Origin of the sequence: uncultured Lactobacillus sp. (genome assembly GCF_902491705.1) — a bacterium.
Lineage (GTDB): Bacteria > Bacillota > Bacilli > Lactobacillales > Lactobacillaceae > Lactobacillus.
Genome location: NZ_CABUIW010000001.1, coordinates 47,781 through 70,912 on the forward strand (window position 1 = coordinate 47,781; position 23,132 = coordinate 70,912).

The 23,132-nt window shown below is 32.5% G+C and carries 18 protein-coding genes and 2 pseudogenes; 13 read left to right on the forward strand and 7 right to left on the reverse strand.

Features of this window, described 5'->3' with window-relative positions:
- The 10 genes and pseudogenes from RDN22_RS00225 to RDN22_RS00270 all read left to right on the forward strand — a co-directional run bounded on the left by RDN22_RS00225 (position 1) and on the right by RDN22_RS00270 (position 10,911).
- Positions 1 to 709: pseudogene (locus tag RDN22_RS00225) on the forward strand (class A sortase).
- 113 nt (positions 710 to 822) lie between these two features.
- Positions 823 to 3,098, forward strand: a pseudogene (gene recJ, locus RDN22_RS00230) (single-stranded-DNA-specific exonuclease RecJ).
- An 83-nt stretch (positions 3,099 to 3,181) separates the two neighbouring features.
- Positions 3,182 to 3,709 (forward strand): adenine phosphoribosyltransferase, encoded by a 528-nt coding sequence (locus RDN22_RS00235; RefSeq protein ID WP_308554732.1) that lies wholly within the window; start codon positions 3,182 to 3,184, stop codon positions 3,707 to 3,709.
- Positions 3,710 to 3,781: 72 nt separating this feature from the next.
- Positions 3,782 to 4,609, forward strand: coding sequence for a helix-turn-helix transcriptional regulator (locus RDN22_RS00240; protein WP_308554734.1), 828 nt, complete (start codon positions 3,782 to 3,784; stop codon positions 4,607 to 4,609).
- Positions 4,610 to 4,761: 152 nt separating this feature from the next.
- A complete protein-coding gene (locus RDN22_RS00245) occupies positions 4,762 to 5,877 on the forward strand; it encodes an ABC transporter permease (RefSeq protein ID WP_308554736.1) in 1,116 nt (371 codons plus the stop codon).
- Entirely contained in the window at positions 5,874 to 7,118 is a 1,245-nt protein-coding gene (locus RDN22_RS00250; RefSeq protein WP_308554738.1) for an ABC transporter permease subunit, read from the forward strand. The genes RDN22_RS00245 and RDN22_RS00250 overlap by 4 nt, the downstream gene beginning before the upstream one ends.
- A 3-nt stretch (positions 7,119 to 7,121) precedes the next feature.
- The gene (locus RDN22_RS00255) at positions 7,122 to 7,988 is read left to right on the forward strand and encodes an ABC transporter ATP-binding protein (protein WP_308554740.1); all 867 of its coding nucleotides are present in this window, start codon (positions 7,122 to 7,124) and stop codon (positions 7,986 to 7,988) included.
- A gap of 267 nt (positions 7,989 to 8,255) precedes the next feature.
- Positions 8,256 to 8,627 carry a nuclear transport factor 2 family protein gene (locus RDN22_RS00260; RefSeq protein WP_308554742.1) on the forward strand — a complete coding sequence of 124 codons (372 nt, stop codon included), beginning with the start codon at positions 8,256 to 8,258 and terminating at the stop codon, positions 8,625 to 8,627.
- A 106-nt stretch (positions 8,628 to 8,733) separates the two neighbouring features.
- Positions 8,734 to 10,092: a hypothetical protein gene (locus RDN22_RS00265; RefSeq protein WP_308554744.1), complete on the forward strand. Its 1,359-nt coding sequence runs from the start codon at positions 8,734 to 8,736 to the stop codon at positions 10,090 to 10,092.
- Positions 10,093 to 10,122: 30 nt separating this feature from the next.
- Positions 10,123 to 10,911, forward strand: a complete 789-nt coding sequence (locus RDN22_RS00270; protein ID WP_308554746.1) for an alpha/beta hydrolase — start codon at positions 10,123 to 10,125, stop codon at positions 10,909 to 10,911.
- 53 nt (positions 10,912 to 10,964) lie between these two features.
- Here RDN22_RS00270 and RDN22_RS00275 read toward each other — a convergent pair whose 3' ends face one another.
- The 7 genes from RDN22_RS00275 to RDN22_RS00305 all read right to left on the reverse strand — a co-directional run bounded on the left by RDN22_RS00275 (position 10,965) and on the right by RDN22_RS00305 (position 17,748).
- Complete coding sequence (locus RDN22_RS00275; RefSeq protein ID WP_308554748.1) at positions 10,965 to 11,678, reverse strand: ATP-binding cassette domain-containing protein; 714 nt, start codon at positions 11,676 to 11,678, stop codon at positions 10,965 to 10,967.
- On the reverse strand, positions 11,678 to 12,415 hold the full coding sequence (locus tag RDN22_RS00280) for an ABC transporter permease (protein ID WP_308554750.1): 738 nt from the start codon (positions 12,413 to 12,415) through the stop codon (positions 11,678 to 11,680). The genes RDN22_RS00275 and RDN22_RS00280 overlap by 1 nt, the downstream gene beginning before the upstream one ends.
- A gap of 245 nt (positions 12,416 to 12,660) precedes the next feature.
- Positions 12,661 to 13,752, reverse strand: a complete 1,092-nt coding sequence (locus RDN22_RS00285) for a MupG family TIM beta-alpha barrel fold protein (protein WP_308554752.1) — start codon at positions 13,750 to 13,752, stop codon at positions 12,661 to 12,663.
- A 140-nt stretch (positions 13,753 to 13,892) separates the two neighbouring features.
- On the reverse strand, positions 13,893 to 14,822 hold the full coding sequence (cysK, locus tag RDN22_RS00290; RefSeq protein WP_308554754.1) for a cysteine synthase A: 930 nt from the start codon (positions 14,820 to 14,822) through the stop codon (positions 13,893 to 13,895).
- A 12-nt stretch (positions 14,823 to 14,834) separates the two neighbouring features.
- The gene (locus RDN22_RS00295; RefSeq protein WP_308554756.1) at positions 14,835 to 15,623 is read right to left on the reverse strand and encodes a homoserine O-succinyltransferase; all 789 of its coding nucleotides are present in this window, start codon (positions 15,621 to 15,623) and stop codon (positions 14,835 to 14,837) included.
- A 123-nt stretch (positions 15,624 to 15,746) separates the two neighbouring features.
- Positions 15,747 to 16,919, reverse strand: a complete 1,173-nt coding sequence (locus tag RDN22_RS00300) for an MFS transporter (protein WP_308554758.1) — start codon at positions 16,917 to 16,919, stop codon at positions 15,747 to 15,749.
- A gap of 4 nt (positions 16,920 to 16,923) precedes the next feature.
- Complete coding sequence (locus RDN22_RS00305) at positions 16,924 to 17,748, reverse strand: AraC family transcriptional regulator (RefSeq protein ID WP_308554760.1); 825 nt, start codon at positions 17,746 to 17,748, stop codon at positions 16,924 to 16,926.
- 137 nt (positions 17,749 to 17,885) lie between these two features.
- On the opposite strand from RDN22_RS00305, the gene RDN22_RS00310 reads away from it, so the two are divergent.
- The 3 genes from RDN22_RS00310 to RDN22_RS00320 are packed head-to-tail and all read left to right on the forward strand — an operon-like array spanning position 17,886 to position 23,098.
- Positions 17,886 to 19,343: a PTS transporter subunit EIIC gene (locus RDN22_RS00310; protein WP_308554762.1), complete on the forward strand. Its 1,458-nt coding sequence runs from the start codon at positions 17,886 to 17,888 to the stop codon at positions 19,341 to 19,343.
- A 9-nt stretch (positions 19,344 to 19,352) separates the two neighbouring features.
- Positions 19,353 to 20,867 (forward strand): sucrose-6-phosphate hydrolase, encoded by a 1,515-nt coding sequence (locus tag RDN22_RS00315; protein WP_308554764.1) that lies wholly within the window; start codon positions 19,353 to 19,355, stop codon positions 20,865 to 20,867.
- Between the two features lie 17 nt (positions 20,868 to 20,884).
- Positions 20,885 to 23,098, forward strand: a complete 2,214-nt coding sequence (locus RDN22_RS00320) for an alpha-galactosidase (protein ID WP_308554766.1) — start codon at positions 20,885 to 20,887, stop codon at positions 23,096 to 23,098.
- Positions 23,099 to 23,132: the final 34 nt, after the last annotated feature.

Consider the following 23,132-nt stretch of genomic DNA (forward strand, 5'->3'; position numbering starts at 1 on the left):
ATGGCTGAAAATAAACAAAAACGCTCTGTTAGCACAATTGTAATCAGAATTTTAGCCATCATCTTATTGATTGTCGGTATAGTTTTAATTTTCAATAAGCAAATCGGCAATCAGATGATCAGTCATAATCAACGATCAGCTCTGACTAGTTTAACCAGAAAGCAGGTTGAACAAAATCAAAAGAAAAAGGGCATGTATGACTTCAAAAAGGTAAAGTCATTGGGAATAGCACAGGCCACGAGGTCGCAAATAAAGAAGACCTCAGGTGCAATCGGTGCTTTAGCAATTCCTGATGTTAATATGCACTTGCCTATTATGCTAGGGATGTCCGATGATGCTAGGGATGTCCGATGATGCGATGTCTACTGGTGGTGGAACGATGCGTGCCGATCAAGTGATGGGGCAAGGTAATTATCCTCTTGCTGGTCACTATATGACTGCTAAGGGCATTCTGTTTTCTCCACTAGAAGATGTTAAAAAGGGAGAATTAATTTATTTAACCAACTTAAAGAAGGTTTATGTCTATCGAATTTATATGAAGAAGATAGTTGATCCTTCTGCTGTGTGGTTAGTTAACAATACTAAGCAAAACATTGTTACTTTAATTACTTGTGCTGATGGTGGTAAAAATCGTTGGGCAATTCGTGGTAACTTGATTAAAACCGAGAAGGCCACAGATAGTAATTTGAAGGTCTTTAACTTAAAATAAAATTATCTTTCTTTGACCGCTATCGTATTTGCGTTAAAATTATTAATAGATTTTCAATAAAGACACTCGCTTGTGAGTGCCTTTTAGTTTTTGATGAGGGTGTTTATACAGTAATGAAATGGCAACAAAGAACAGCTGAAGAATTAGATTCTAGTTTGGTAGAAAAATATCAGCTAAGTCCGATTGCAGCAAAGCTTTTTGCATTACGCGGCATTGATAGTGATGAGAAGCTAGATTTTTGGTTTAATGCGACTGAAGAAGATTTAGCTGATCCTGCATTGATGCATGATATGGAAAAAGCCATTGATAGAATTAATCAAGCAATTGATAACGGTGAAAAAATTACAATTTATGGCGACTATGATGCAGACGGAATTACTGCAACTACGATCATGACAGAAACCCTAAGCATCTTAGGTGCTGATGTGCATTATACTTTATTCCAGACCGTTTTAAAGACGGCTATGGCCCTAATATTGACCGCTATCGTGAAATTGTTGCAGATGGTACTAAATTAATTATTACTGTAGATAATGGTGTTACTGGTATCGATGAAGTCAAATATGCTAAAGAACATGGTGTAGATACGATTGTAACTGACCACCACACTTTTCAGGAGCAAAAGCCAGACGCTTATGCAATCGTACATTGTAATTATCCAGGACAAAAGTATCCTTTCGATGATTATTGCGGTGCAGGTGTGGCATATACGATTTGTCGTGGCCTAATGCAGGATACGATGCCTGAACTGCTTGATTTAGCGATGATCGGTACAATCGGAGATATGGTTAAGGTAACCGGGGAAGGTCACGTCATTATCAAAAGAGGCCTAGAAGTACTTAATCAAACTGATCGTCCGGGGTTGCGCGCTCTTATTAAAAATGCTGGTTTAACATTAGGTTCGATTAATGAAACAGATGTTGGTTTTAATATTGCTCCTCGTCTAAATGCAGTAGGCCGTCTGGCTAATGCTAACCTTGCAGTTGAATTGTTGCTTAGTGACGATGATCTTGAAGCACAGAAGATTGCTGACAAGATAGAAGATCTGAATAATCAGCGCAAGGAATTAACAACGCAAGTTTATGATCAGTGTATGGAATTAATTCGTAAAAATAGCTGGCAAAAGCAAAATACTCTGGTTTTATATGATCCAGATTTTCATGAAGGAGTTCTAGGCTTAGTAGCTAATAAGATCGTGGAAAAGACCCATAAGCCAACGATTGTTTTAACTAAAAATGAAGCTGGAGAAATCAAAGGTTCAGGTAGATCGATTACTGGCTTTAATTTGTTTAATGCATTGAATCCATTAAAGGAAGATTTATTTACTAAATTTGGTGGACATGATTTTGCATGTGGCCTATCAATGACAGAGGATAAAATTGGTGCCTTAAGAGAAAAATTAGAGAGTAGCTTCCACGTTGAAGGTGGACTTGAAACTAAAGAATATGACATGGAATTGCCACTGCAGGGGTTGTCGCCACAGACTTTAGCCCAGATAAACCAAGTAGGACCATTTGGAACGGGGGATGCACAACCGATTTTTAGTATCTCTGATCCAACAATTACCCAGTTCTTCAAGATTGGTAAGGATAAGAATCATGTTAAGTTTAACGTTGCCAAAAAAGGTGGCAGTTTGTCTGTAATTGGATTTAACAAAGACTTTTTAAACAATAATTTGTTGCCATTTATTGCTAAAGTTTTTGTGCAATTGTCACTTAATACATACCGCAAAAAAGTATCACTCCAGGGAATTATCGAAGGCATTGAATTTGCTTCGCCAAAATTAGCTGTTCCTACACCAGTTATTGATTTGCGCCAAGAAAAATTGGTAATGGGCTTTGCGGATCGCTACTTGTTGTTTGATCAAAAGAATATTCCAATTGTTCGCAATCGTCTGCAAGTTAGTGATGACAAGATAAGTTTGGTAAAAGATTATGATAAGTCAGGTGAAACGGTTGCCTTGCTTGATGTACCACGTAATCAGATTGAATTAAATTCAGCTCTTGAAAAGAACTACCAACAAATTTATTTGCGATTTTTGCTTGATCAACTACCAGTAGAACACATTCCTGCTAAAAGTTATTTTGGCAAAGTTTTGAAATATATTTATGCTCACCCTACATTGAGTCCAAATGATTATCGAACTGTGGCACCATATCTTGGCTTGGATTATGACAGCGTATTGTTCATTTTGCGCGTTTTCTTTGAATTAGGATTTGTTAAGTTAACTGATGGCAAATTAGTAGGAGAACAGCATCCAAAAAAGCAGCCTTTAACTTCATCTAAATATTTAAGAGCAACCGAATCTCAAATTAGATTTGTAGAACAATTAAGAACAATGCCAACCCAGCAAATCATCACATATGTTAATAATTTTTTGAATAATTAGATAAATATCAAGATTTTACTGCTTTTATGCCGAAAATTTGGTAAAATATACAGGTCACAAGTGTTTTGGAGGTTTTTCTTCTTATGGCAATTGATTTTAGTAAGTATATTGCAAGTGTAAAGGACTTCCCTAACAAGGGAATTGTATTCCGTGATATTACACCTATTTTGCAAGATGGTGATTTGTATCGTGCTGCTACACATGAATTAGCAGAATATGCTAAGAGCAGAAATGCGGATGTAATCGTTGGTCCAGAAGCACGTGGTTTTATTGTTGGTTGTCCTGTAGCAACAGAATTAGGTGTTGGCTTTGTTCCAGCAAGAAAACCTCACAAGTTGCCTAGAGAAGTTGAACGTGCTTCATACGATTTGGAATACGGTTCAAATAGTTTGGAAATGCATAAGGATGCAATTAAGCCAGGTCAAAGAGTTGTTGTATGTGACGACTTAATGGCTACTGCTGGTACTTTAAGAGCTTCTAAGGAATTGATTGAAAATCTTGGTGGTAAGCTTGTAGGTGCTGCATTCTATATTGAATTACCTGACTTAAAGGGTAGAGAAAAGTTACCTGATGTTGATATTTACTCATTAGTTCAATATCACGGTGCTTAAATAATAAGCTTAAAGCTCCAGTGCTAAGCATTGGGGCTTTTTTCTTTTACTTAAAAATGGGAAAAGGACAATATGATTGATAATATTACGATTGGTAGAGTATTAAAGGAAGTACGAAAATCTTTAGGTTTAACTCAAAAAGAATTTACTCATGGCGTAGTAACTACATCGTTTTATTCAAAAGTGGAACGTGGAGTAAACAAAATAAGTACAGTTGATTTTTTTAAGATTTTAATATTGAACAAAGTTGATGAAGATGAAATTCTTAAAAAAATCGTTTCTGAAGATAATCATATAAAAAATAAATCTGACTTGAAGGTACAATTGCTAGCTGCTTTTAATGAAAAAGATAAGGAAAAAGCAGCTTTGTTGAATGATCAAATTCAGAAGTCAAATATGGATGAGAATATTAAAATTTCTGCGTTACTTATTAATTCGGTTATGAACAACAAGATTGGTTCTTTAACTCAAATGGAAAAGAACAAGATTAAAAGAAAGTTTTATGAAGTAGAAAATTGGGCAGATAATATTTCTACTTTACAGCTTTTTAGTAATTCAATGTTAATTTTTGATTTTGATGAACTCGAATATTATATGAAGCAAATTTTGAAAACCGATATTAAGAACAAACCGATAAATACGCAAAGAGTCATCTCAACTATTTGTATAAATTATTTTTATAATTGCTATTTGAATAAAAAGTATGATAGTGCAGTTTATGGATTTAAAATAATTGATTCGTTAGCTCCACTACTAGATTTTGGAATTTTTAAAATAGTAGCTAGTTATTATAAGGCAATTTTTAGTAGTGATGATGAATCAGCAAATGAAATTATTAGTTTTTTGAATAAATATGGTGCAAAAGAAGTCGCTAATGGGTTGCCAAAGTGTCATATATGACATTGCACGTTCAAATATAACATTCTTAAGAAAAAAATCATTTTAAGTTCATAATGTTTAGCAAGAAAAGTATTTATTGATAATTACAATAAATACTTTTTTTAAAAGATTAATTCCAAATTAGTTGATGCTATTTCATAAAGGGGTAACTTATGAACTTTACCTATTTTAAAGCCAATATGGCTATTGCATGTAAATCTAAAAAGAATATAAGTTTAATTTCTTTAACAATCATTTTTTCACTCTTTTTCGTGCTGATAGTAGAAAAGCAGAATATTGGTGATGGGGTTAAAATTTGGCAAAATTATAGAGATTCTGTTCAAGTAAATGTTAATTATTTTGATGGAAATTCATTGCAAAAAAAGAATTATAAAGCGACTTACGATAATTTAAATGAACAGTCTGCACAATTAGCCAATCTTCAAAATGGTGAAATGTTTGATAGCCCCAGACAATATCTTCGTAGTTATAAAAATTTGCTTAATACTATGATGGCCGGATATCGAAATAACTATGTAGGTGCACATACTTTAAATGTGCCTTCGAAATTTCAGATTAAGCAACAATTAGCACAAGTAAATTACTTATATAAAAATGAAATCCCAATATCAATGAATTATAAAAAGTCATCAACTTATCTAATATATTTATTATCCATAATAGGCAATTTCTTATTTTTTTATATATTAGCTATTTCAGGAGACTCATGGATGATTAACCTGAGACATAAGACATTACTAAATGATATTCCTTACACTAAAAAAGATGAGGTTTTTGGGAAAATATTTATTAATGTGTTATTTGTTTTGATGTCATTAATTATATCTATAATTGGCGCTTACTTGTTTGCAGGATTTCGTAATGGATTTATATCTTTAAGATATCCTGTAGTTTTTTATACAAATAAAATACAAATTATTCCGTTATGGAGCTATATTTTTATTTTCTTAGCATATGCGATTATAATGACTATTTTTATAACATGTTTATGTTTAGTTCTTAATCAAGTTTTTAAAAATGAATATTTAACTTTTTTAATTGCTACTGCTGTATATGCTTTGTCGTTATTGTCTAATCAAGTATTAAAAGTTATATTATTCCTTCCATCTATTTATTTAAATATCAATAATTTGCTTAGTGGATTTTATGCTAATAAGAATGGAAGCAATTTTTTAAATATTTTTATTGGAACCATTATTTTGATTATTTGGTCCATAGTTCTAATTCAAGTGTTTAAAAGTCGTGTTAATAAAGGAGGAAGTAAATGAAAAAAGAATATTTTATTTTTCAATTAAAGCAATTCTTCCTAAATCCTAAAAATGTTGGGCTATATGCATTGTCATTAGTATTAGCGTTATATTTTGGACTTGTTAGTGTACCTCATCGTCAAATTATTGAAAAAGTAGATGTATATAGTATTAGGAAAGAGTATAAGGATGATAAAGCTTTTTTAGACGTAGCATTAAAAGAGATAAAACATGCTAATGCTGGTAATAGATATTTTAATCCGAGTCAAGGGGCGCTCGATGCTGCCAAAACGTATCCGACTATTATTAAATATGATGCTCAACGTTTAAATGCACTAAGAAAAAATAATTGGAGAGTATATACTGCTAGCACTAGCAAATGGTATGAAAAAATGGATACTTTGATTTTTATGAAAGACAATAAAAATTATTATTATCCAGTTCAATATTATCAAAATGGAAATTATCGTGAGGATGGTCACTTTGGATATCAAAGAACGCGATATTTCTATAAGGGCTTATTAGCAGCAAAAACACCGATAAATAAAAATATTCTTGAAGAAAAGACGTTCCTACAAGTTTTAGGTATTTCATTATCGGGATGGACTACATTACTACTGATATTAATAGTAATTTTCTTTTCAGTGGACATTATTACTAGAGATAATAAAAATAAAACAGTTCTAAACAATATTCCATTGAGCAAAAATACAATCGTTTGGTTAAAAACAGCAGTAGTTGAAATTGGAATACTTATAAATTTTAGTATGATGTTTTTGATTTCATTACTGTGTATAGCACCTAAAACAGGCTTAGGATCTTTAAACTTAACAACTACATTTTATATGGGAAGATTATATTTTAAAGTACCATTCATTTGGGTTTCTTTAGGAAAATATTATCTAGAGTTCATCATCTTTGCAGTTTTGATCACTTTTATTTTTATTAGATTAACAATTCTTCTATCGATCTTAATAAATAATGAATTTGTAGCAGGTATTTTGGCTAGTTTAATTGCAATAAGTGGAAAAGCTTTCTATTTTTACTTAGGAATGGGATATGTATATCCGTTTTTGAAAAAGTTACCAATGACTTATTTTACTATTGGAGATAGTTTAACAGGAAACTTATCCTATTTAATGGATTCACCAGGATGGGGCTTTACCGATGGATTAATTTCATTGTTAAGCTTTGCTATTGTCATTGAGTTATGTTTGTTTCTATTTAATAAGAACAGAAACATTTCATTAATTAAAGGGTGAAATATGCTAATAATTAAAAATTTAACGTTCTCATTCAGAAAAAAGTGTATTTTTAAAAACCTGAATTTAGAAATACCACAAGGAAGGATTGTTGGTTTAGTGGCTCCAAATGGCACAGGAAAATCTACTCTGATTAATTTGTTGTTAAACAATTTAAAGCCACAAGCAGGTTATGTTGAATATATGGGGATTCGCTATAAAAATGAAAGAGATGTAATAAGACTACATAAAAAAATATGTGCTTTTCCAGATCAAAGTGATCTTTTTCCTTTTATGACAGGAAAAGATCATTTGAAGTTATATGCAAGTTTATGGAACAATGATAAAAGAAATGTTGATAAGATTATTTCTAGACTAAATATGAATAATTATATCAATCAAAAAGTTGAGTTATATTCTTTGGGAATGAAGCAAAGATTATGTTTTGCAATGGTGGTAGCCGCTGATACACCGGTGATGTTACTTGATGAGGTAATGAATGGCTTAGATCCTCAAAATGTTCAATTAATTTCAAAAGAATTGTTAAGACTGAAGTCAGAAAATAAACTAATAATTATGGCTTCACACTTATTGGCAAACTTGCAAGAATATGCAGATGAAGTGATTTTTTTGAAAGATAGGAAAATTGCTAAAATTTTTGACCAAGATAGTGAAACAAAGAAATATTTAAAAATGGCATCTGACGATTTCAAAAGAACAGCAATGGGGTTAGATGCAAAAATACTCGCTAATGGCTTAACTATTATTGATCTTGCAAATATTGATGATGAGCAGCTAACAACACTATTAAGTAATTTGGTTAGAGATAATATTTCATATTCAATAGAGCCTTTAAATTTAGATGATATATTTAACTTATTATATGGATAGGGAAAATTAATGATCCTCTGCGGATATATTTAATAAAATCATTGTAATATATTGCGCTGATAATTAAAGATCGTTATACTAAAGGGTATAACGCTTAGAAATAGCGTGAAATCAACAGAAATCATAAAAATACCTCTAAAGGAAAATCCTTTAGGGGTATTTCTTTTGAAAAATTATTTTTTGGACGAAGCTAAAAGCTTGGTTTAATAATTAGATTATATTTTTGCTATATACTTTAAATATAAGGTAATGGAAAGTGTGCTTCGTATGAAATCGCAAATAATTAGAGAATACTTTAAATCCTGGATAGCGCAATCTGATGAGGTAATTAAGAAAAATTTTGATAAAGATGCAGTCTATAGTGAATGTTATGGTCCAATTTATCGAAATAGACGAGAAATTCTTGCTTGGTTCAACGATTGGAATAAAAAGGGCAAAGTATTAAATTGGGATATAAAACGCATAATCACTATTGAAAATTTAGCTGTTGTAGAATGGTACTTTAAGTGTTGTTACAAGAATAAAGATAGTGAATTTAATGGTGTTTCTCTGATTGAATTTAATAATTTAAATAAAATTATTAGCGTTAAAGAGTTTGAGTCTGATTGTAAACATTATTATCCATATGATTTTCACTAAAATATCGTTTTTATTATAGAATTAATATAAAATTAGTATAAAAATTACGAAATAAATATATAGCATTTTTAAATTAAAAAATAATACTCAGAAAGTTTGAATTTATATGAATAAGACAAATAATCAATATCAAGAACTAGAAAATGCCGTTAAACAATTACGTTATATTGAAAAACATCAAGATGAAATTGGTGAAAAGGATGATTTAGACAAAGAAATTGAAAAAATTCAGCAACTAAATAATGTATTAATTTCTGCTTTTGTTAATTCACTTGATTTGTCTCAAAAGACAATTAATAGACATAAGAATCGCCTGCAAACATTTTTAAATGAGGACATAAGCTATCAAATCAGTACTATTTTTGGTGCAAGAGCATTAGATCTTGAACAGGCAATGTCAATTGGCTTTTCTTTCAAAGAATTAAAAGAAACGAAAACTGCATTGAAAAAATTATTTGATTTCCTACATGATGAAAAACTGCTTAATGATAGTGATTGGGAAAATATGAAGGAACAATTAAGTGAACAGTTGCAAAACGGTGATGATATCCTTAGTGAAATTGGTCGTGAGAATGAACTAGATGATCTAGACGATTTGGATGATTTAGATGATCTAGATGACCTAGATTGGTTATATGGTGATGTTTCTGATGAGGAAGATAAAAAATTTACCTCCTATTGTGAATCCTTTGCTAATTTGTATGGTGTTATTAGTTGCGATCAAGCTTTTCGATTAATGCGTCGCTTGGAGCCAAAATTTAAAATAGATAAATTTAATTTAATGAATTGGTTTGATAATCATTATCAAGAAACAAGTGCCAATTTTGTGATTAAAGAAATAGCAGGCACAGCAATGATCGTGGTTAATGATGTTGCTACTCAAGAATTAGAAGAAAATCTTTTAGCTGCTCAACTTGGTAAGCCGTTTTATATTCCTGAAAAAGATGAATTGTTAAAGTATCAGTCTTCTAAGTATTATGAAGAAAATAATCAAACCAGGGTTTATGAAAAAGTTTTAAAAGTATTTTGGGATGTTCCAGATCATAGGCTACATGATTTAACATGTCAGACAATTCGAATGATTAATAATGATTTTTGGACAAGTATAGGTGAAAGCTTTAAACACGTTCAAACCTATCTTGAACACAAGGGGTATCAAATTAAAACAGAGGATGACTTTGAGGATTGGATTAATGTATTTATGAATTTAAGTAGTAACAGTCATATATGGTACAACCGTGGATGGCAACCAAGAGAATTAAGAAATCAACCTAATGCTGGTGATTTTTTTACACATCCTCATCGCTTTACAAGTGAAATAAAAAGGTTGCTTGAAAACTATGAATTGGATCCAATGGACATTATTATAGGGATGCCAGATGATTTATCACATGCTGAACAAGAAAAAATCCTAAAGGCATTAGATAGACTTAATATTGAATCATTAGGTGATGAATTAGAATAATACTTTGAATATCTGGATCGAGGACAAACTATGCAAAGAAAAAATACTGAAACAAAATATGGAAAGATTAATTTTGCTTATCGAAAGGGGAATCCATTGATTGTATTTTTAAATGGATTTGGCAGTTTTGATACAGCTCAATCTTTTTCTAAAGTAATTGAATCCTTACCAAATGAATATGGAATATTCGCTCCAGATTATTTAAATAGTGGTTTTAGTGATGAAGTCTTAGATGCTTACACGATAACAGATGAGGCAAATGAACTAGTTAAAATTATTAATAGTTTAAAAGCAAAAGAGGTTATTATTTTAGCACATAGCATTGGCGGTGTTTACGCTATGCAGATGCAAAATAAAATCAATAATTTAAAGGCTTTTATTGGGATTGAACCAACTACTAGAGAAGTGATTCTAAATCCTCCTAAAGATCCAATTTATGTTGAAAAGAGCAAAAATGCTCAAAATTTAGAGGAGCAAATTAAGAAAGATCTGACTAAAATACTTACTTCAAAAGAGTATGAAGAATTTTGGAATACGACAGAGCAAAATGCACAAAAATTTGATGAGAAAGCTGATAGCAATGCTCAAGCATCCCTTGAAAATGACTCATACTGGAAAAGTAATATTAAATTAGTCGATACTATTCTAGCTGTGCTTATAACTGAAGAATATCGAAAGGCTGAATATAAACGGTCTGAATACTTTTCAAATAACGCTAATTCAAAAGTAATCTTACTTGGAGAATCACATTACATCCATTTTGAATATCCAAAAGAAATTGCGGATATTGTTAAGAAGACTATTGAAATATGTGAATAAAAAATTGCACCATTCTCCAATTTATGAAGAATGGTGCATTTTTTATTGTTTATTTATTCATGATCTTTATTCTCTTCGTTCATTTCTCGAGTTAAATTAAGAAATGCCTCTTCAGGCGTTGAGCCATAATCTTTAATTAACTGATCATAACTACCAGAAAAAATAAATTTATTTGATGATAGATACTTCAGAGTGCAATTAATATTTTTAAAAGGCGCAATTTCATGTGAGGTAATAATAACCGGTACTTTTTGCCCAAGTTCTTCTAACAACTTGATGATTTTAATTCTATTTTCTGGATCAACTCCAGAAAGCGGTTCGTCAAACAAATATAATGTTTTAAAAACCATCGCGGATGCATATGCAAATACTAGTTTTATTTCACCTCCAGATAAATCACCTAAGCGTTTATTTAATAATGGAGCAATATTTTCATCAAAGAATTCTTTGATTTTTGAGATTTTATATTCTTCAAAGCTGGTAGTCTTTCCAAAGCTTTTATACATATCTATCAATTGCTTGACTTTAATATCTGAAATAAATGGAGTCGATTGAAACATATACATTATCTTCTTAGTAGGTGGAATTCCATAAAGAGTGCCTGAATCAATTTTCTTCAATCCACTAATAATATCTAATAAAGTGCTTTTCCCAACACCGTTTTTTCCTATTAAAACAACTAGATTATTACAAGAAATTTTTCCTGAAAAATTGTCAAAGATCTTATTTTCAGAATAACTAGCTGTTACATTTTTTAATTCAACCATTATTTTTTGATACCTCTGTTTTGTAAATCTAAAAATTGAAATCCGACAAATCCAATCAAACTGAATATTATACAATCGAGTATTACATTAAAGCTTACGACGACACTAGGATGTAGTAGTTCACGTAAAATAAGATTTACAAATGCATAAGGATTAATCCCGAATATAATTTTTAAAAAATTAGGTATAGAAGAAAGATTAACAGTAAAGCTAAATAAATATAAAAGCCCTATTATCAAAGCTGTTGCTAAAATGGATAAATCTGATGATCTTATTTTAAATAAAAATAAAGCATTAAATCCTAGAGCAATAAACGGAAATGAAATTAAAGTCATTAACATAAAATTTAATAGCAAATTAACAGAAAAGAATCTATATAGTATCATTAACGACACTATAAAAATCAAGTTTTCTAAAAGAACTATAATTAGTTGAACGAATAAATTTGCTAAATAAATAGCCCATCTACTGCCGCTGGCATAATAATATGCTTTTATATATCCACTGTTTCTAGTTGAAATAATAGACATAGTTACTCCGTTTATGGCTGTAGATACAATGATATATGCAATCATCAGCATACTTGTCTGTATAAAGTCATCGGTATTAGTAATGGTAACTACTTTAAAATTAATTAATTGATAAATTGCTGGAAATAGAAGTGTAAAGATTAGACTGACTTTATTATCAAATGCTAATTCAATATAGAATCTTATAAAGGCTTTGATTTTTAACATAAAACTCATATTATTTATTAAAATAGTTGTTTAATCTGTAAGGCTAACAACTATTTTTCTCCCTTTTTTAAATTAAATTTATAATAAATCTGTCATATAAAATTGTAAAGTACTAAGAATAATTTAATTATTATTCTACAAATGTCAAAACAAGTTATTTTTAAAGCATATTAAAAAAACACCATTCTCCAATTTATGAAGAGTGGTGTATTTTTAGCTATTAGAAAAGTTTTATGTAATAAATACTACTTAGAAGTTAATTTAAACTTGGTCCATGGCTTGATAAAGTCGAGTAAGAATAATTCATCTTTTGCAATACTACCAATCTTATTCTTTCTAGCATCTTTATGTGGCTTCAATGCAATTTGAAGCTCATTCTTGTAAACGCCAAAATCATCATTGCCAATCAAGACATCCCCACGTTGGAACATTTCGTCATTATCATGAGGCTTGTTAGGCACATCCTTATAAGTTACTCGAGGCATAGTTGAACGAATAACGATTTCATTCATATCGCCGCGACGGAAGTGTTGTGGCTTTTCAACGATAGTCTTTTCGATGTCGTTAACATTCTTTACATAATCAACGTGTAGTTGCAATTGGTAGCGATTTACCTGTGATAGAGCCTTTAATTCATCTTCACTAGCATATGCATTACCAATAATTACATCATCAATAAGACCTGAAGAAAATAGGTGCATTGCTTGAACATCGATTGGCAAATTACGGTCTTGTTCAAGAGTAGGTAAACCATCTTCAACATTCCATGGTCCCATTTTACCTACTTGACTGGAAACAAAGGCAGCAGAGTGAATACCAAATTGTTTAAATCTCTTACTGCATTCTACAAAGAAGTCATATGGAAGGGCAGTACCGCGTTGAGGATAGAAGTTATGGCAACCGTAGATAAATGGAGTATTTGCTTGATAGGAGATAATGTTGTTTAAGTAGTCGACATTATTACTCATGTTTAACTCAATGATCAAACCATATGGGTTGTAGGAAAGCATTGCTTCTGTTGCACCATCGAATGATTCATCTAAACGAATACCAGCAGCTCCAGTTTCCGCAAAGAATTTCAAATCAGAGTAGTCAATTCCTAGTTTCTTAAAAAGTTGTGGTGATACATCTAAGAAGGTTTGGTAGCCCAGTTTATTGCCATATTCAATGATCTTTTTATATTTGGCTTGAGTTTCTTCAGGGCTGCCTTGAACTTCAAGCATACTCATGAAAATGCGGGAAAAACCATATTTGTGACCTAAGTCTAAGTATTTAGCGTTGTCTTCAAAATTACTGTGATCAGGGTAAATTGAAAGGCCTAAGGATCTCATTGTCATTTTAAGTACCTCATTTCGTCAATTAATATATGTCTATACCAATTATAGTTGATTATAAGGAAAAGGTCTAGCCCAATATTTTGGATAAAAGAAAAGGATGAATCGCTTGGATCCATCCTTAGAAATGATTTCAGTAATTTTTAGGCGTTAAATAATGCAGTTGAAAGGTAACGATCACCGCCATCTGGGACTACAGTAACAACTGTGTGACCCTTGCCAAGCTTCTTAGCAAGTTCGATAGCACCGTGAATGTTGGCACCTGCAGAAATACCAGGCAAGAAGCCTTCATTTTTAGCAGTTTCACGAGCAGTTGCCATAGCTTCATCAGTTGAAACTTCAACAACTCCGTCGTAAACATCTTTATCCAAGTTCTTAGGAACAAAGCCAGCAGCAATCCCTTGGATACCATGCTTACCAGTTTTACCATCCTTTAATAATGGTGATTCACTTGGCTCGAGTGCATAAACCTTAGTATTAGGATTTTCTTTCTTTAAAGCGCGGCCAATGCCTGAAAGGGTACCACCAGTACCGACACCAGCAACAAATGCGTCAATCGGCTTGCCAATGCCATTCATTGCAGCGATAATTTCAGGACCAGTTGTTAATTCATGAATATTAGGGTTTTCTGGATTATTAAATTGCATTGGCATGAAGTAGCCCTTTTCCTTAACTAATTCTTCAGCCTTAGCAATTGAGCCCTTCATCCCTTCGCTTCCTGGAGTCAGGATTAATTCAGCGCCATAGCCTTTCATAAGCTTGCGACGTTCAACACTCATAGTTTCTGGCATCACAATAATGATGTGATAACCTTTAGCTGCTGCAACCATAGCTAAGCCAATACCAGTGTTGCCTGAAGTTGGTTCAACGATTGTGCCGCCTTTCTTTAAATTGCCGTCTCGTTCAGCTTTTTCGATCATAGCTAAAGCAATACGATCCTTAATTGATCCTGCTGGATTTTCAAATTCTAACTTTACATAAACATCTGCTGCATCTTCTGGTACAACGCGGTTTAACTTTAATAATGGTGTGTTACCAACTAATTCCGTAACTGAATTAAAAACTGTACTCATTTTTTACCTCGATTAATTTAAAACTAATTTACTTTTTTTAACTTGTTTAAGCCAATTATCGAAAAATATTCTTTGAGTATCTTGCCATTGAAATAATGGGGCATTCATTGAATAATTTTCGGGCTTTTTATAGTGGCGATCAGGATGAGCCGATATTTCACGGTTATATTCATCTCTTAGTCCATCTCTGCCATATTCAATGTGTGAAAATATAAAATTGCGTTCAGGATTATCTTTAGCAGATACCATGAAAAGATGACCATTATCATCAACTGCATTAATGGTTAAACGGCTATCTTGCATAATTTGCTTTTTATCCATTTCTGCGTAACGAGCATGAGGAGCAATGAAGCCTTGGCTAAGTCCGTTTAATAAGGGATGCGACTCGGTTATTAAATGGGGAAAGATACCAAAGATTTTTTCTGCTAGAATTCTTTTTTGAATACCGTAAAAGTAATTCATAGCAGCCATGGCACCCCAGCAGAAGTATAATTGCTGAATTTTATGATCACTTAATGTTTGAAGCAAACATCGAATTTCATCTATGTATGTCACATTTTGAAAATCAATTTGATCGATTGGTGCACCTGTAATAATAAAGCCATCAAATTCACCAACGCGGTTAATGTCTAAGGGCTCTGAAGTCTCTGCAACTTCAGTTGGAACAGGTCGATTTAGGTAATGCATGCGGGGATAGAAAAACGTTAAATCTGCATCAGGCAATACTTTTAAAAAGCGTTTTTGCGTATCGAGTTTGTCATGCATTAGATTTAATACACCTATTTTAACTTTATTAGCCAAGTTTTATCCTCCTTACTTTTTAAAAGTTAATATAATTATATAACTTATCAAAAATAAGTAAAGCAAAAAGTGTTGTTCTAATAAAAAATAGTACTAAGCTTTTAATTCTTAGTACCATTTTGGTTATTTAGATTTTCTGATTAAAACTAATAAAATTACTGTGGCGATTGCCATAAAGATGAATGATAGCCAACCTAAGTTTGCTAGACCAGCGAGTTTTAACGTTTGTCCAGCAATTGGTGAACTTACTGCAACTCCGACGTTCCAGAAAATTGCGTTAAGTGTTGAAGCTAACATAATTGCTTGCGGGTATTTTTTTGTCGAAACATCGAGAAAGTAAACTTGAAGTGGCGTACCAAACAAGTACAAGCTAAATCCTAATAAACAAAGCATAGCAAAACCAGTCCATTTATTTTGCATCGATAAACTGAAAAAGGCTAGTAAAACTAAGTTAATCAAATAGATTGGTAATAAATTCTTCATTCCACCGCGAGAAGCAAGCCATCCTGAAAATTGGTTGGCAAAAATTGCACATACACCAAGAAGTAGAAGAATCCAGATTAATTGATTCAAACTGAAGCCTAAAGTTTGGTTAATTATTGGTCTGATATAAGTGTAATAACCATAAATTGCACCGGTAGAGAAGATATCGAGGATGATTCCTAGCCAAATGTTTCTGTCTTTGAATAGAACTAACTGATCATGGTAGTCGCCTTTACCGCCTTGTAAATTTTTCGGCAAAATAGTTAATGTAATAACTGTTGCCAAAACAGTGATAATTGCGACCATAATAAATGCATCTTGCCAGCGCCAGCGATCCGCGATGAAACTTCCTAGTGGTACACCGACAACAGAAGCAATACTAAAGCCGGTATAGATCCAGGCTACGGTCATTGAACGTTGCTTGGGGCTTGATGATAATTGATAAGCGATGACTGACAATAATGATTCAATTAGTCCGGCTACTGAAGCAGTGATTACTCTTGAAATTAATAACCAAGTAAAGGTGGGTGAAAAAGATGAGAGAATTGTCCCGCCTAAGAAGATTAATAGCAGAGTAATTAGTAGATAGTATTTATGAAAGTGATTGGTTACTAATGCCAAAATTGGTGTGGCTATTGCATAGGTCCAAGCAAAAACTGAAACTAACCAAGAAATTTGACTTAAAGATTCATTATAGGACTTCGCGATTAATGATAAGTTTCCGACAACCATAAACTCATTGCATCCCAGCATGAAGGCAATGAGGACAAACATTGCAGTTAAGATATGAAATTTGTGTTTACTTAATGCCATTTTTTTACTCCCCAAATTTTTTCTGATATTCACTAGGTGATATGCCAAATTTTTTCTTAAAAAATCTAAAGAAACTCTGATAACTTAAAAATCCGCAAGATAGTGCCACATATTCGACACTATTTTCACTATTTTTAAGTAATTCGCTTGCTTTATTAAGACGATAATTGATCAAGAACTCTTGCGGACTAGTGGAACTATGCTTTTTGAAAATTCTAAATAAATATGAGCGATCAATATTCAAATAATTGACTAGATCACTGACTGTTATTTGTTCTTCATAATTATTAATAATATAGCGTAATGCTTGATCATATAGATCACTAGTTTGTGGAACCGTATTGTAGTTCTTAGGAAAATGTAGTTCCAAATCATTTAAAATTGCGAACATTTTTGATTGATAGTAAAAATCTTTTGGACCATCATTTTTAGAATATTCGACGATGTTAATTACATTTTGATAAACGGATGGTAGTTCTTTCTCAGTCATAATTGGATTTTTATAAGTAAGGTTAATTCGTTTCATATATCTTGGAACAGAATTTCCGATAAATCTTACCCAATAAAAAGTCCATGGATCATTTTCGTCTGCTTCCATATATGTTGTTTTATGAGGCTCAATATAAAAAATATCACCTTTCTTTAAATGATAAACCTGATTGTTACTTTTAAAAATACCATGACCATCAACTACGCAGTGGATCATATAGCCAGACCGACCCATTGGACCATAGCTGTGCTTAGGTTTTGGCTTTTCAAAGCCGCCTGAAGAAACATAGAATTGACCATTGTATTCTTGATTGTTAAATCCCCAACGATAATATTTCATTTAAATCACCTATGCAACATTTTAACATATTGAAGCAACAATATAATATTGTGAAAGCGCTTATTTAGAATGTAATATATAGACAGTTAAGAAATGAAAAACACTATCATAAAAATGATAGGTAGGGGGAAAATGCAATGACAAAAGAAGAAAACGACTTTAAGCAAATAGCCGATGCAGTTGTTCCTGCTATTGGTGGTAAAGATAATGCTGTTGAAGCTTTCCACTGTGCAACTCGGTTACGCATCAATTTAAAAGATGTTTCAAAAGTAGATACAGATGGATTAGCTGATTTGCCTTTAGTCAAAGGTGTAAATCTTAATACTACTAGTAATCAACTTCAATTGATAATTGGACCAGGGATTGTAGATAGAGCAACAGCATATTTTGTTGAACATACTGGTATTCCTGCTCAATCAAATCAGGATGACACTGGTGATACTACTGAAAAAGATAATAAAAATACCAAGAAAAGAAATTGGTTCCAAGAATTTTTAGATGACTTGACCGGTGTATTTACTGAAGTTTTACCAGCAATCTTAGCAGGTGGTATTTTAATCGGTTTAAACAATGTATTAACTCAAAGAATTTTTGGACCTGAGCCTTTGACTAAGATGTTCCCAGGCATTTCTGGAATTAGTCAAATTATTGGAATAGGTGCCGGTGGAATCTTCGCAATGCTTCCATTGATTATTGCTTATTCTGCTACTAAACGTTATGGTGGTCGCCCAGTTTTAGGTTTAGCAATCGGTACTGTAATGATGTCTCAATCATTACCTTCAATGTCTGATGTTGCTACTCATGCTGCTAAGCCAATGATCGCTAATATCTTTGGTTGGCAAGTATCAATGACCAGCTTTGGCGGTCAAATTATTGTTGCCTTAATCATGGGTTGGCTTGTTGCTAAACTTGATAATTACTTCCAAAAACATTTACCAGGTGTAATTCAATTTGTTTTAGCACCAATGCTTACAATTTTGATTTCATCATTTGCTTTATTCTTAATTGTTGGACCAATTGGTGTAACTCTTTCAAACTGGATTACTAACGGTCTTCTTTGGATTGCAAACACTCTTGGTGTATTTGGTTACGCAGCCTTTTCAGGTGTACAACAATTAATCGTTATTACTGGTTTGCATAACATGTTTGGTGCAGTTGAAACTCAATTGCTTGCAACTACTGGACACGATTTCTTGAACCCACTAATGTCTGTAGCTTTAATGGGTCAAGGTGGTGGCGTTATTGCTTACTTCATTTTGAACCGCAAGAACAAGAAAGCTAAAGAAATTTCAATTTCTGCATTCTTCTCAATTTTATTTGGTATTTCAGAACCAGCTATTTTCGGTATTAACTTAGTTAAGAAGTATCCTTTGATCGGTGGCTGTATCGGTGGTGCAATTGCAGGTGCATATGTTTACATTACTAAATTAACTGCTGTAGCCTTCGGTACTACTGGTGTAACTGGTATTGCAATTGCTGCTCCAGAAAATAATGGATATGTAAATTACTTTATTGCTAATTTAATTGGATTAGTCTTTGGTTGTATCTTCTCATTAGTTATGGCTAAATTCATTAATCCTGATAAGAACAAGTAGGAAAAGAACATGACAAATCGTAGAGCAAATTTTATTAACATGGTTAAACATCTGTCTGATGTACCAGAATCAGTAACTAAAAAAGAAATTCTATTAACTAATCAAAGTCCATATAGACAGAAATATCATATTGAAAGTGAAAGTGGATCGCTTGGTGATCCAAATGGCTTCTCATATTTTAACAATCAATATCATTTGTTCTATCAATGGTCACCAGTTGCTTTTAGCCAAGACCCACATTATACCCAACATGGTTGGAAACACTTAGTATCTGATAATTTAGCAGAGTGGAAAGACTTAGGTGCTGGAATTGAAAATGATACTAACTTAGATAAATATGGAACTTATTCAGGTAGTGCTATGCCAGTAGATGATAAATTATTCATTATGTATACTGGCAATACTTGGACAAATACTGAAAGTGAAGATGACTGGCATCGCGTTCCGTATCAAGTCGGTGCAGTGATGGACAAGAACAATAAAATTAAGAAATGGTCCAAGCCACTTTTAATTGGTCCACTTCCAGGTTATACTGGTCACTTTCGTGATCCCAAGATCTTTAAAAAGGGCGATAGTTATTATGCAGTTCTTGGAATTCAACGGGATAATTTAACCGGCAGTGCTTTACTAGTAAAAAGTTCCGACTTACAAAATTGGCAAATTGTTGGTGAAGTTGATACTGGTCATAATGATTTTGGCTATATGTGGGAATGTCCTGATTACTATGAATTAGATGGTTACGGAGTTCTAGAATTTTGTCCGCAGGGATTAGAAGCAAAAGACAATCGTTTCAAAAATATTTACCAAAATGGCTACTTTATTGGTTCTAAGATGGATGTTACTACTGGAAAATTAGATTGTAGCGAATTTTATGAACTAGATAAGGGATTTGATTTCTATGCGATGCAGACGATGAAGGACCCTAAGGGTCGCCGAATTTTAATGGCTTGGATGGGTCTGCCAGAAATTAAGTATCCGACTGAAAATTATCATTATACTGGTTGCATGATTTTTCCAAGACAATTACAGGTAAAAAATGGTCAAGTGATTCAAAAGCCAGTGGATGAAATTAAAGACTTATACTATGAAGTCTTTGAAAATCAATTAGTAGTTGAAAACGAAACTGCAAAGTTAAAAGCAGGAAGCAATAATACTCGTGATATTCAATTAGAACTAGATTGCTCTAAAGCTAATAGTGCAATTCTTGATTTATTTGCTAGTGAAGACAATTCAGAGCATTTACGCTTGATTTTTAATCATAAAAAACAAGAATTTATTGTTAACCGTGGTCGATGTGGTTTGCCGATTGCTGAAGAATATGGAGTAGAGAGAAGCTGCCATTTAAATTTAAATCAAAAAATTAAAGTGAGAATTTTACAGGATATTTCATCAGCTGAGATTTTCCTCAACGATGGCCATGATGTTTTCTCAATGAGAGTATTTGCTAAAGATACAGATAATCAAATTTTCTTTACTAGTCATAATGGTAAGTCAGAAGTAAATGCTGAGATTAATCAAATTTGAAATAGAGAGTAGAACCAATGATTGATTGTGTTGACCAATACTTCCATCTTCATAATGGAAAAGTAAGTTATTTGTTTTATATCATGCCTAATGACCAGCTAGGTCATTTGTATTATGGTAAAGATTTAGGAAAATTAACTTTAACTGAATTAAATTATTTAGCTAATCATTCTAATCGTGGAGCTGAAATTACTGAATATGATCCGAAAATGAAAGACTTTTCTTTAGGAGATCGGATGCAAGAATATCCAGTTTTTGGGACTTCAGACTTTCGTGAAGGTGCTTTAGATATTAAGCTAGGTCAGGAACAAATCTATTCTGACTTTAAATTTGATCATTATGATGTCACCTCTGGTAAGAAGCGTGAAAATAATTTTCCAGTATCATATGGAAAGAACGCAGAAAATTTAATAATCTATTTAGTCGACAATGAACATGGACTTGAACTAACTTTGACTTATACGATTTTTGATGATGTTAGTGCAATTGTTAGAAAAGTTTCAATTAAAAATGTTAGTGAGCAAACTTACTATATTGAAAATATTCAAAGTGGAGTTCTAGATCTTCCTGAATCAAACTATGACTTCTTACAACTCTCAGGTGCTTGGATTAAAGAAAGACATATTAAATTGCGTCCACTTGATCAAGGTATTACTAAAGTGGAGTCTTTAAGAGGAGCAAGTAGCCATCAAGCTAATCCTTTTGTGGCTTTAGTTGATAAGAATGTTTCCAATAATCATGGCGAAATTTTTGCCAGCAACTTAATTTATTCCGGTAATTTTGTCAGTCAAGTTCAAGTTGATGAGTGGCAAACAAGTAGATTGATGTCAGGAATCAATCCTAAGTATTTCACTTGGCAATTAGATCCTGAAAAAAGCTTTACTGCACCAGAAGCGGTTTTGTTCTACACATCTGATGGCTACAATGGCTTAATGCATGAGACTCATAATTTTGCAAAGCGTCACGTGATTGCAGAAAAATGGCTACATAGTATTCGTCCGATTGTCATTAATAATTGGGAAGCGACATATTTCGACTTTAATGAAGAAAAGTTATTGAGTTTGGCTAAGCAGGCGAAAAATGTAGGTATTGAATGTTTCGTGCTTGATGATGGTTGGTTTGGCAATCGTGATAATGATGCTAATTCTTTAGGAAACTGGACAATTAATAAGAAAAAGTTTCCGCAAGGACTTAGTCACTTCAGTAAGCAAATTCATGATTTGGGTTTACAATTTGGCCTTTGGTTTGAACCTGAGATGGTTTCTCCCGATGCTCCAATTTATCAAAAACATCCTGATTGGGTAGTTCGTCATCCTTATAAGAGAGCATCTATTGGTAGAAATCAATATGTTTTAGATTTTGCTAATCCAGAAGTAGTTGACAATATTTTTGATCAAATGAGTAAAGTTATTGAAGAAAATAAAGTCGACTTTGTTAAATGGGATATGAACCGTCATATTACGGAAGCCTATTCTGCTTATTTGGCAAAAGAAAATAGACCACAGGGTGAATTTTATTATCGCTATATTCAAGGTGTTTATGATCTGTATCAACGTTTGCTTGATAAGTTCCCTGATTTATTGATTGAGGGATGCGCAAGTGGTGGTGGAAGATTTGATTTAGGAATCTTGTATTATAGTCCGCAAATATGGCCAAGTGATGATAGTGATGCAGGTGAGCGATTAGACATTATGTCAGGAACACTACTTGCTTATCCATTGTCTGCATTTAGTAATCACGTTTCAGCTGTTCCAAATCATCAGACTGGTCGCAAAACAAGCTTGAAATTTAGACAAGATTTGAATACTTTTGGACCGCTGGGTTATGAGCTTGATCTGAATACTTTATCTGAAAAAGAATTATCTGCAATTAAGAAACACATTGCTTGGTATAAAAAGTTGCGTGATTTATTAGTTAATGGTGAATTTAATCAATTGCTTCCAATTGGTGATGATAAAAATATTTATGCCTGGAGTGCAGGCAATAAAGCTGAGCAAGTAATTGGTTTTTATCGCAAATTAGCCAAGCCAAATGAAACACTAGATCATTATTTGAAATTGAATAATTTAGATTTGAAAGCAAAATATCACTTTAATGGTGAAGTACTTAGTGGAAAGCTTTTAACTGAAGTAGGTTTACGTTTGCCATATCAGTTAAATGGATGGAACCAAGCGATGGCACAGTTATCTGGAGATTTTCAATCTTTTGTTTATCATGTAAAACAGGAATAATAAATCAAAAAAATGCTGCTTTTAGGGAATAACC

Coding starts and splice junctions, on each gene's coding strand:
- RDN22_RS00235 (WP_308554732.1), top strand. CDS start 3,182: ATGGCAATTGATTTTAGTAAGTATATTGCAAGTGTAAAGGACTTCCCT.
- RDN22_RS00240 (WP_308554734.1), top strand. CDS start 3,782: ATGATTGATAATATTACGATTGGTAGAGTATTAAAGGAAGTACGAAAA.
- RDN22_RS00245 (WP_308554736.1), top strand. CDS start 4,762: ATGAACTTTACCTATTTTAAAGCCAATATGGCTATTGCATGTAAATCT.
- RDN22_RS00250 (WP_308554738.1), top strand. CDS start 5,874: ATGAAAAAAGAATATTTTATTTTTCAATTAAAGCAATTCTTCCTAAAT.
- RDN22_RS00255 (WP_308554740.1), top strand. CDS start 7,122: ATGCTAATAATTAAAAATTTAACGTTCTCATTCAGAAAAAAGTGTATT.
- RDN22_RS00260 (WP_308554742.1), top strand. CDS start 8,256: ATGAAATCGCAAATAATTAGAGAATACTTTAAATCCTGGATAGCGCAA.
- RDN22_RS00265 (WP_308554744.1), top strand. CDS start 8,734: ATGAATAAGACAAATAATCAATATCAAGAACTAGAAAATGCCGTTAAA.
- RDN22_RS00270 (WP_308554746.1), top strand. CDS start 10,123: ATGCAAAGAAAAAATACTGAAACAAAATATGGAAAGATTAATTTTGCT.
- RDN22_RS00275 (WP_308554748.1), bottom strand. CDS start 11,678: ATGGTTGAATTAAAAAATGTAACAGCTAGTTATTCTGAAAATAAGATC.
- RDN22_RS00280 (WP_308554750.1), bottom strand. CDS start 12,415: ATGTTAAAAATCAAAGCCTTTATAAGATTCTATATTGAATTAGCATTT.
- RDN22_RS00285 (WP_308554752.1), bottom strand. CDS start 13,752: ATGACAATGAGATCCTTAGGCCTTTCAATTTACCCTGATCACAGTAAT.
- cysK (WP_308554754.1), bottom strand. CDS start 14,822: ATGAGTACAGTTTTTAATTCAGTTACGGAATTAGTTGGTAACACACCA.
- RDN22_RS00300 (WP_308554758.1), bottom strand. CDS start 16,919: ATGGCATTAAGTAAACACAAATTTCATATCTTAACTGCAATGTTTGTC.
- RDN22_RS00305 (WP_308554760.1), bottom strand. CDS start 17,748: ATGAAATATTATCGTTGGGGATTTAACAATCAAGAATACAATGGTCAA.
- RDN22_RS00310 (WP_308554762.1), top strand. CDS start 17,886: ATGACAAAAGAAGAAAACGACTTTAAGCAAATAGCCGATGCAGTTGTT.
- RDN22_RS00315 (WP_308554764.1), top strand. CDS start 19,353: ATGACAAATCGTAGAGCAAATTTTATTAACATGGTTAAACATCTGTCT.
- RDN22_RS00320 (WP_308554766.1), top strand. CDS start 20,885: ATGATTGATTGTGTTGACCAATACTTCCATCTTCATAATGGAAAAGTA.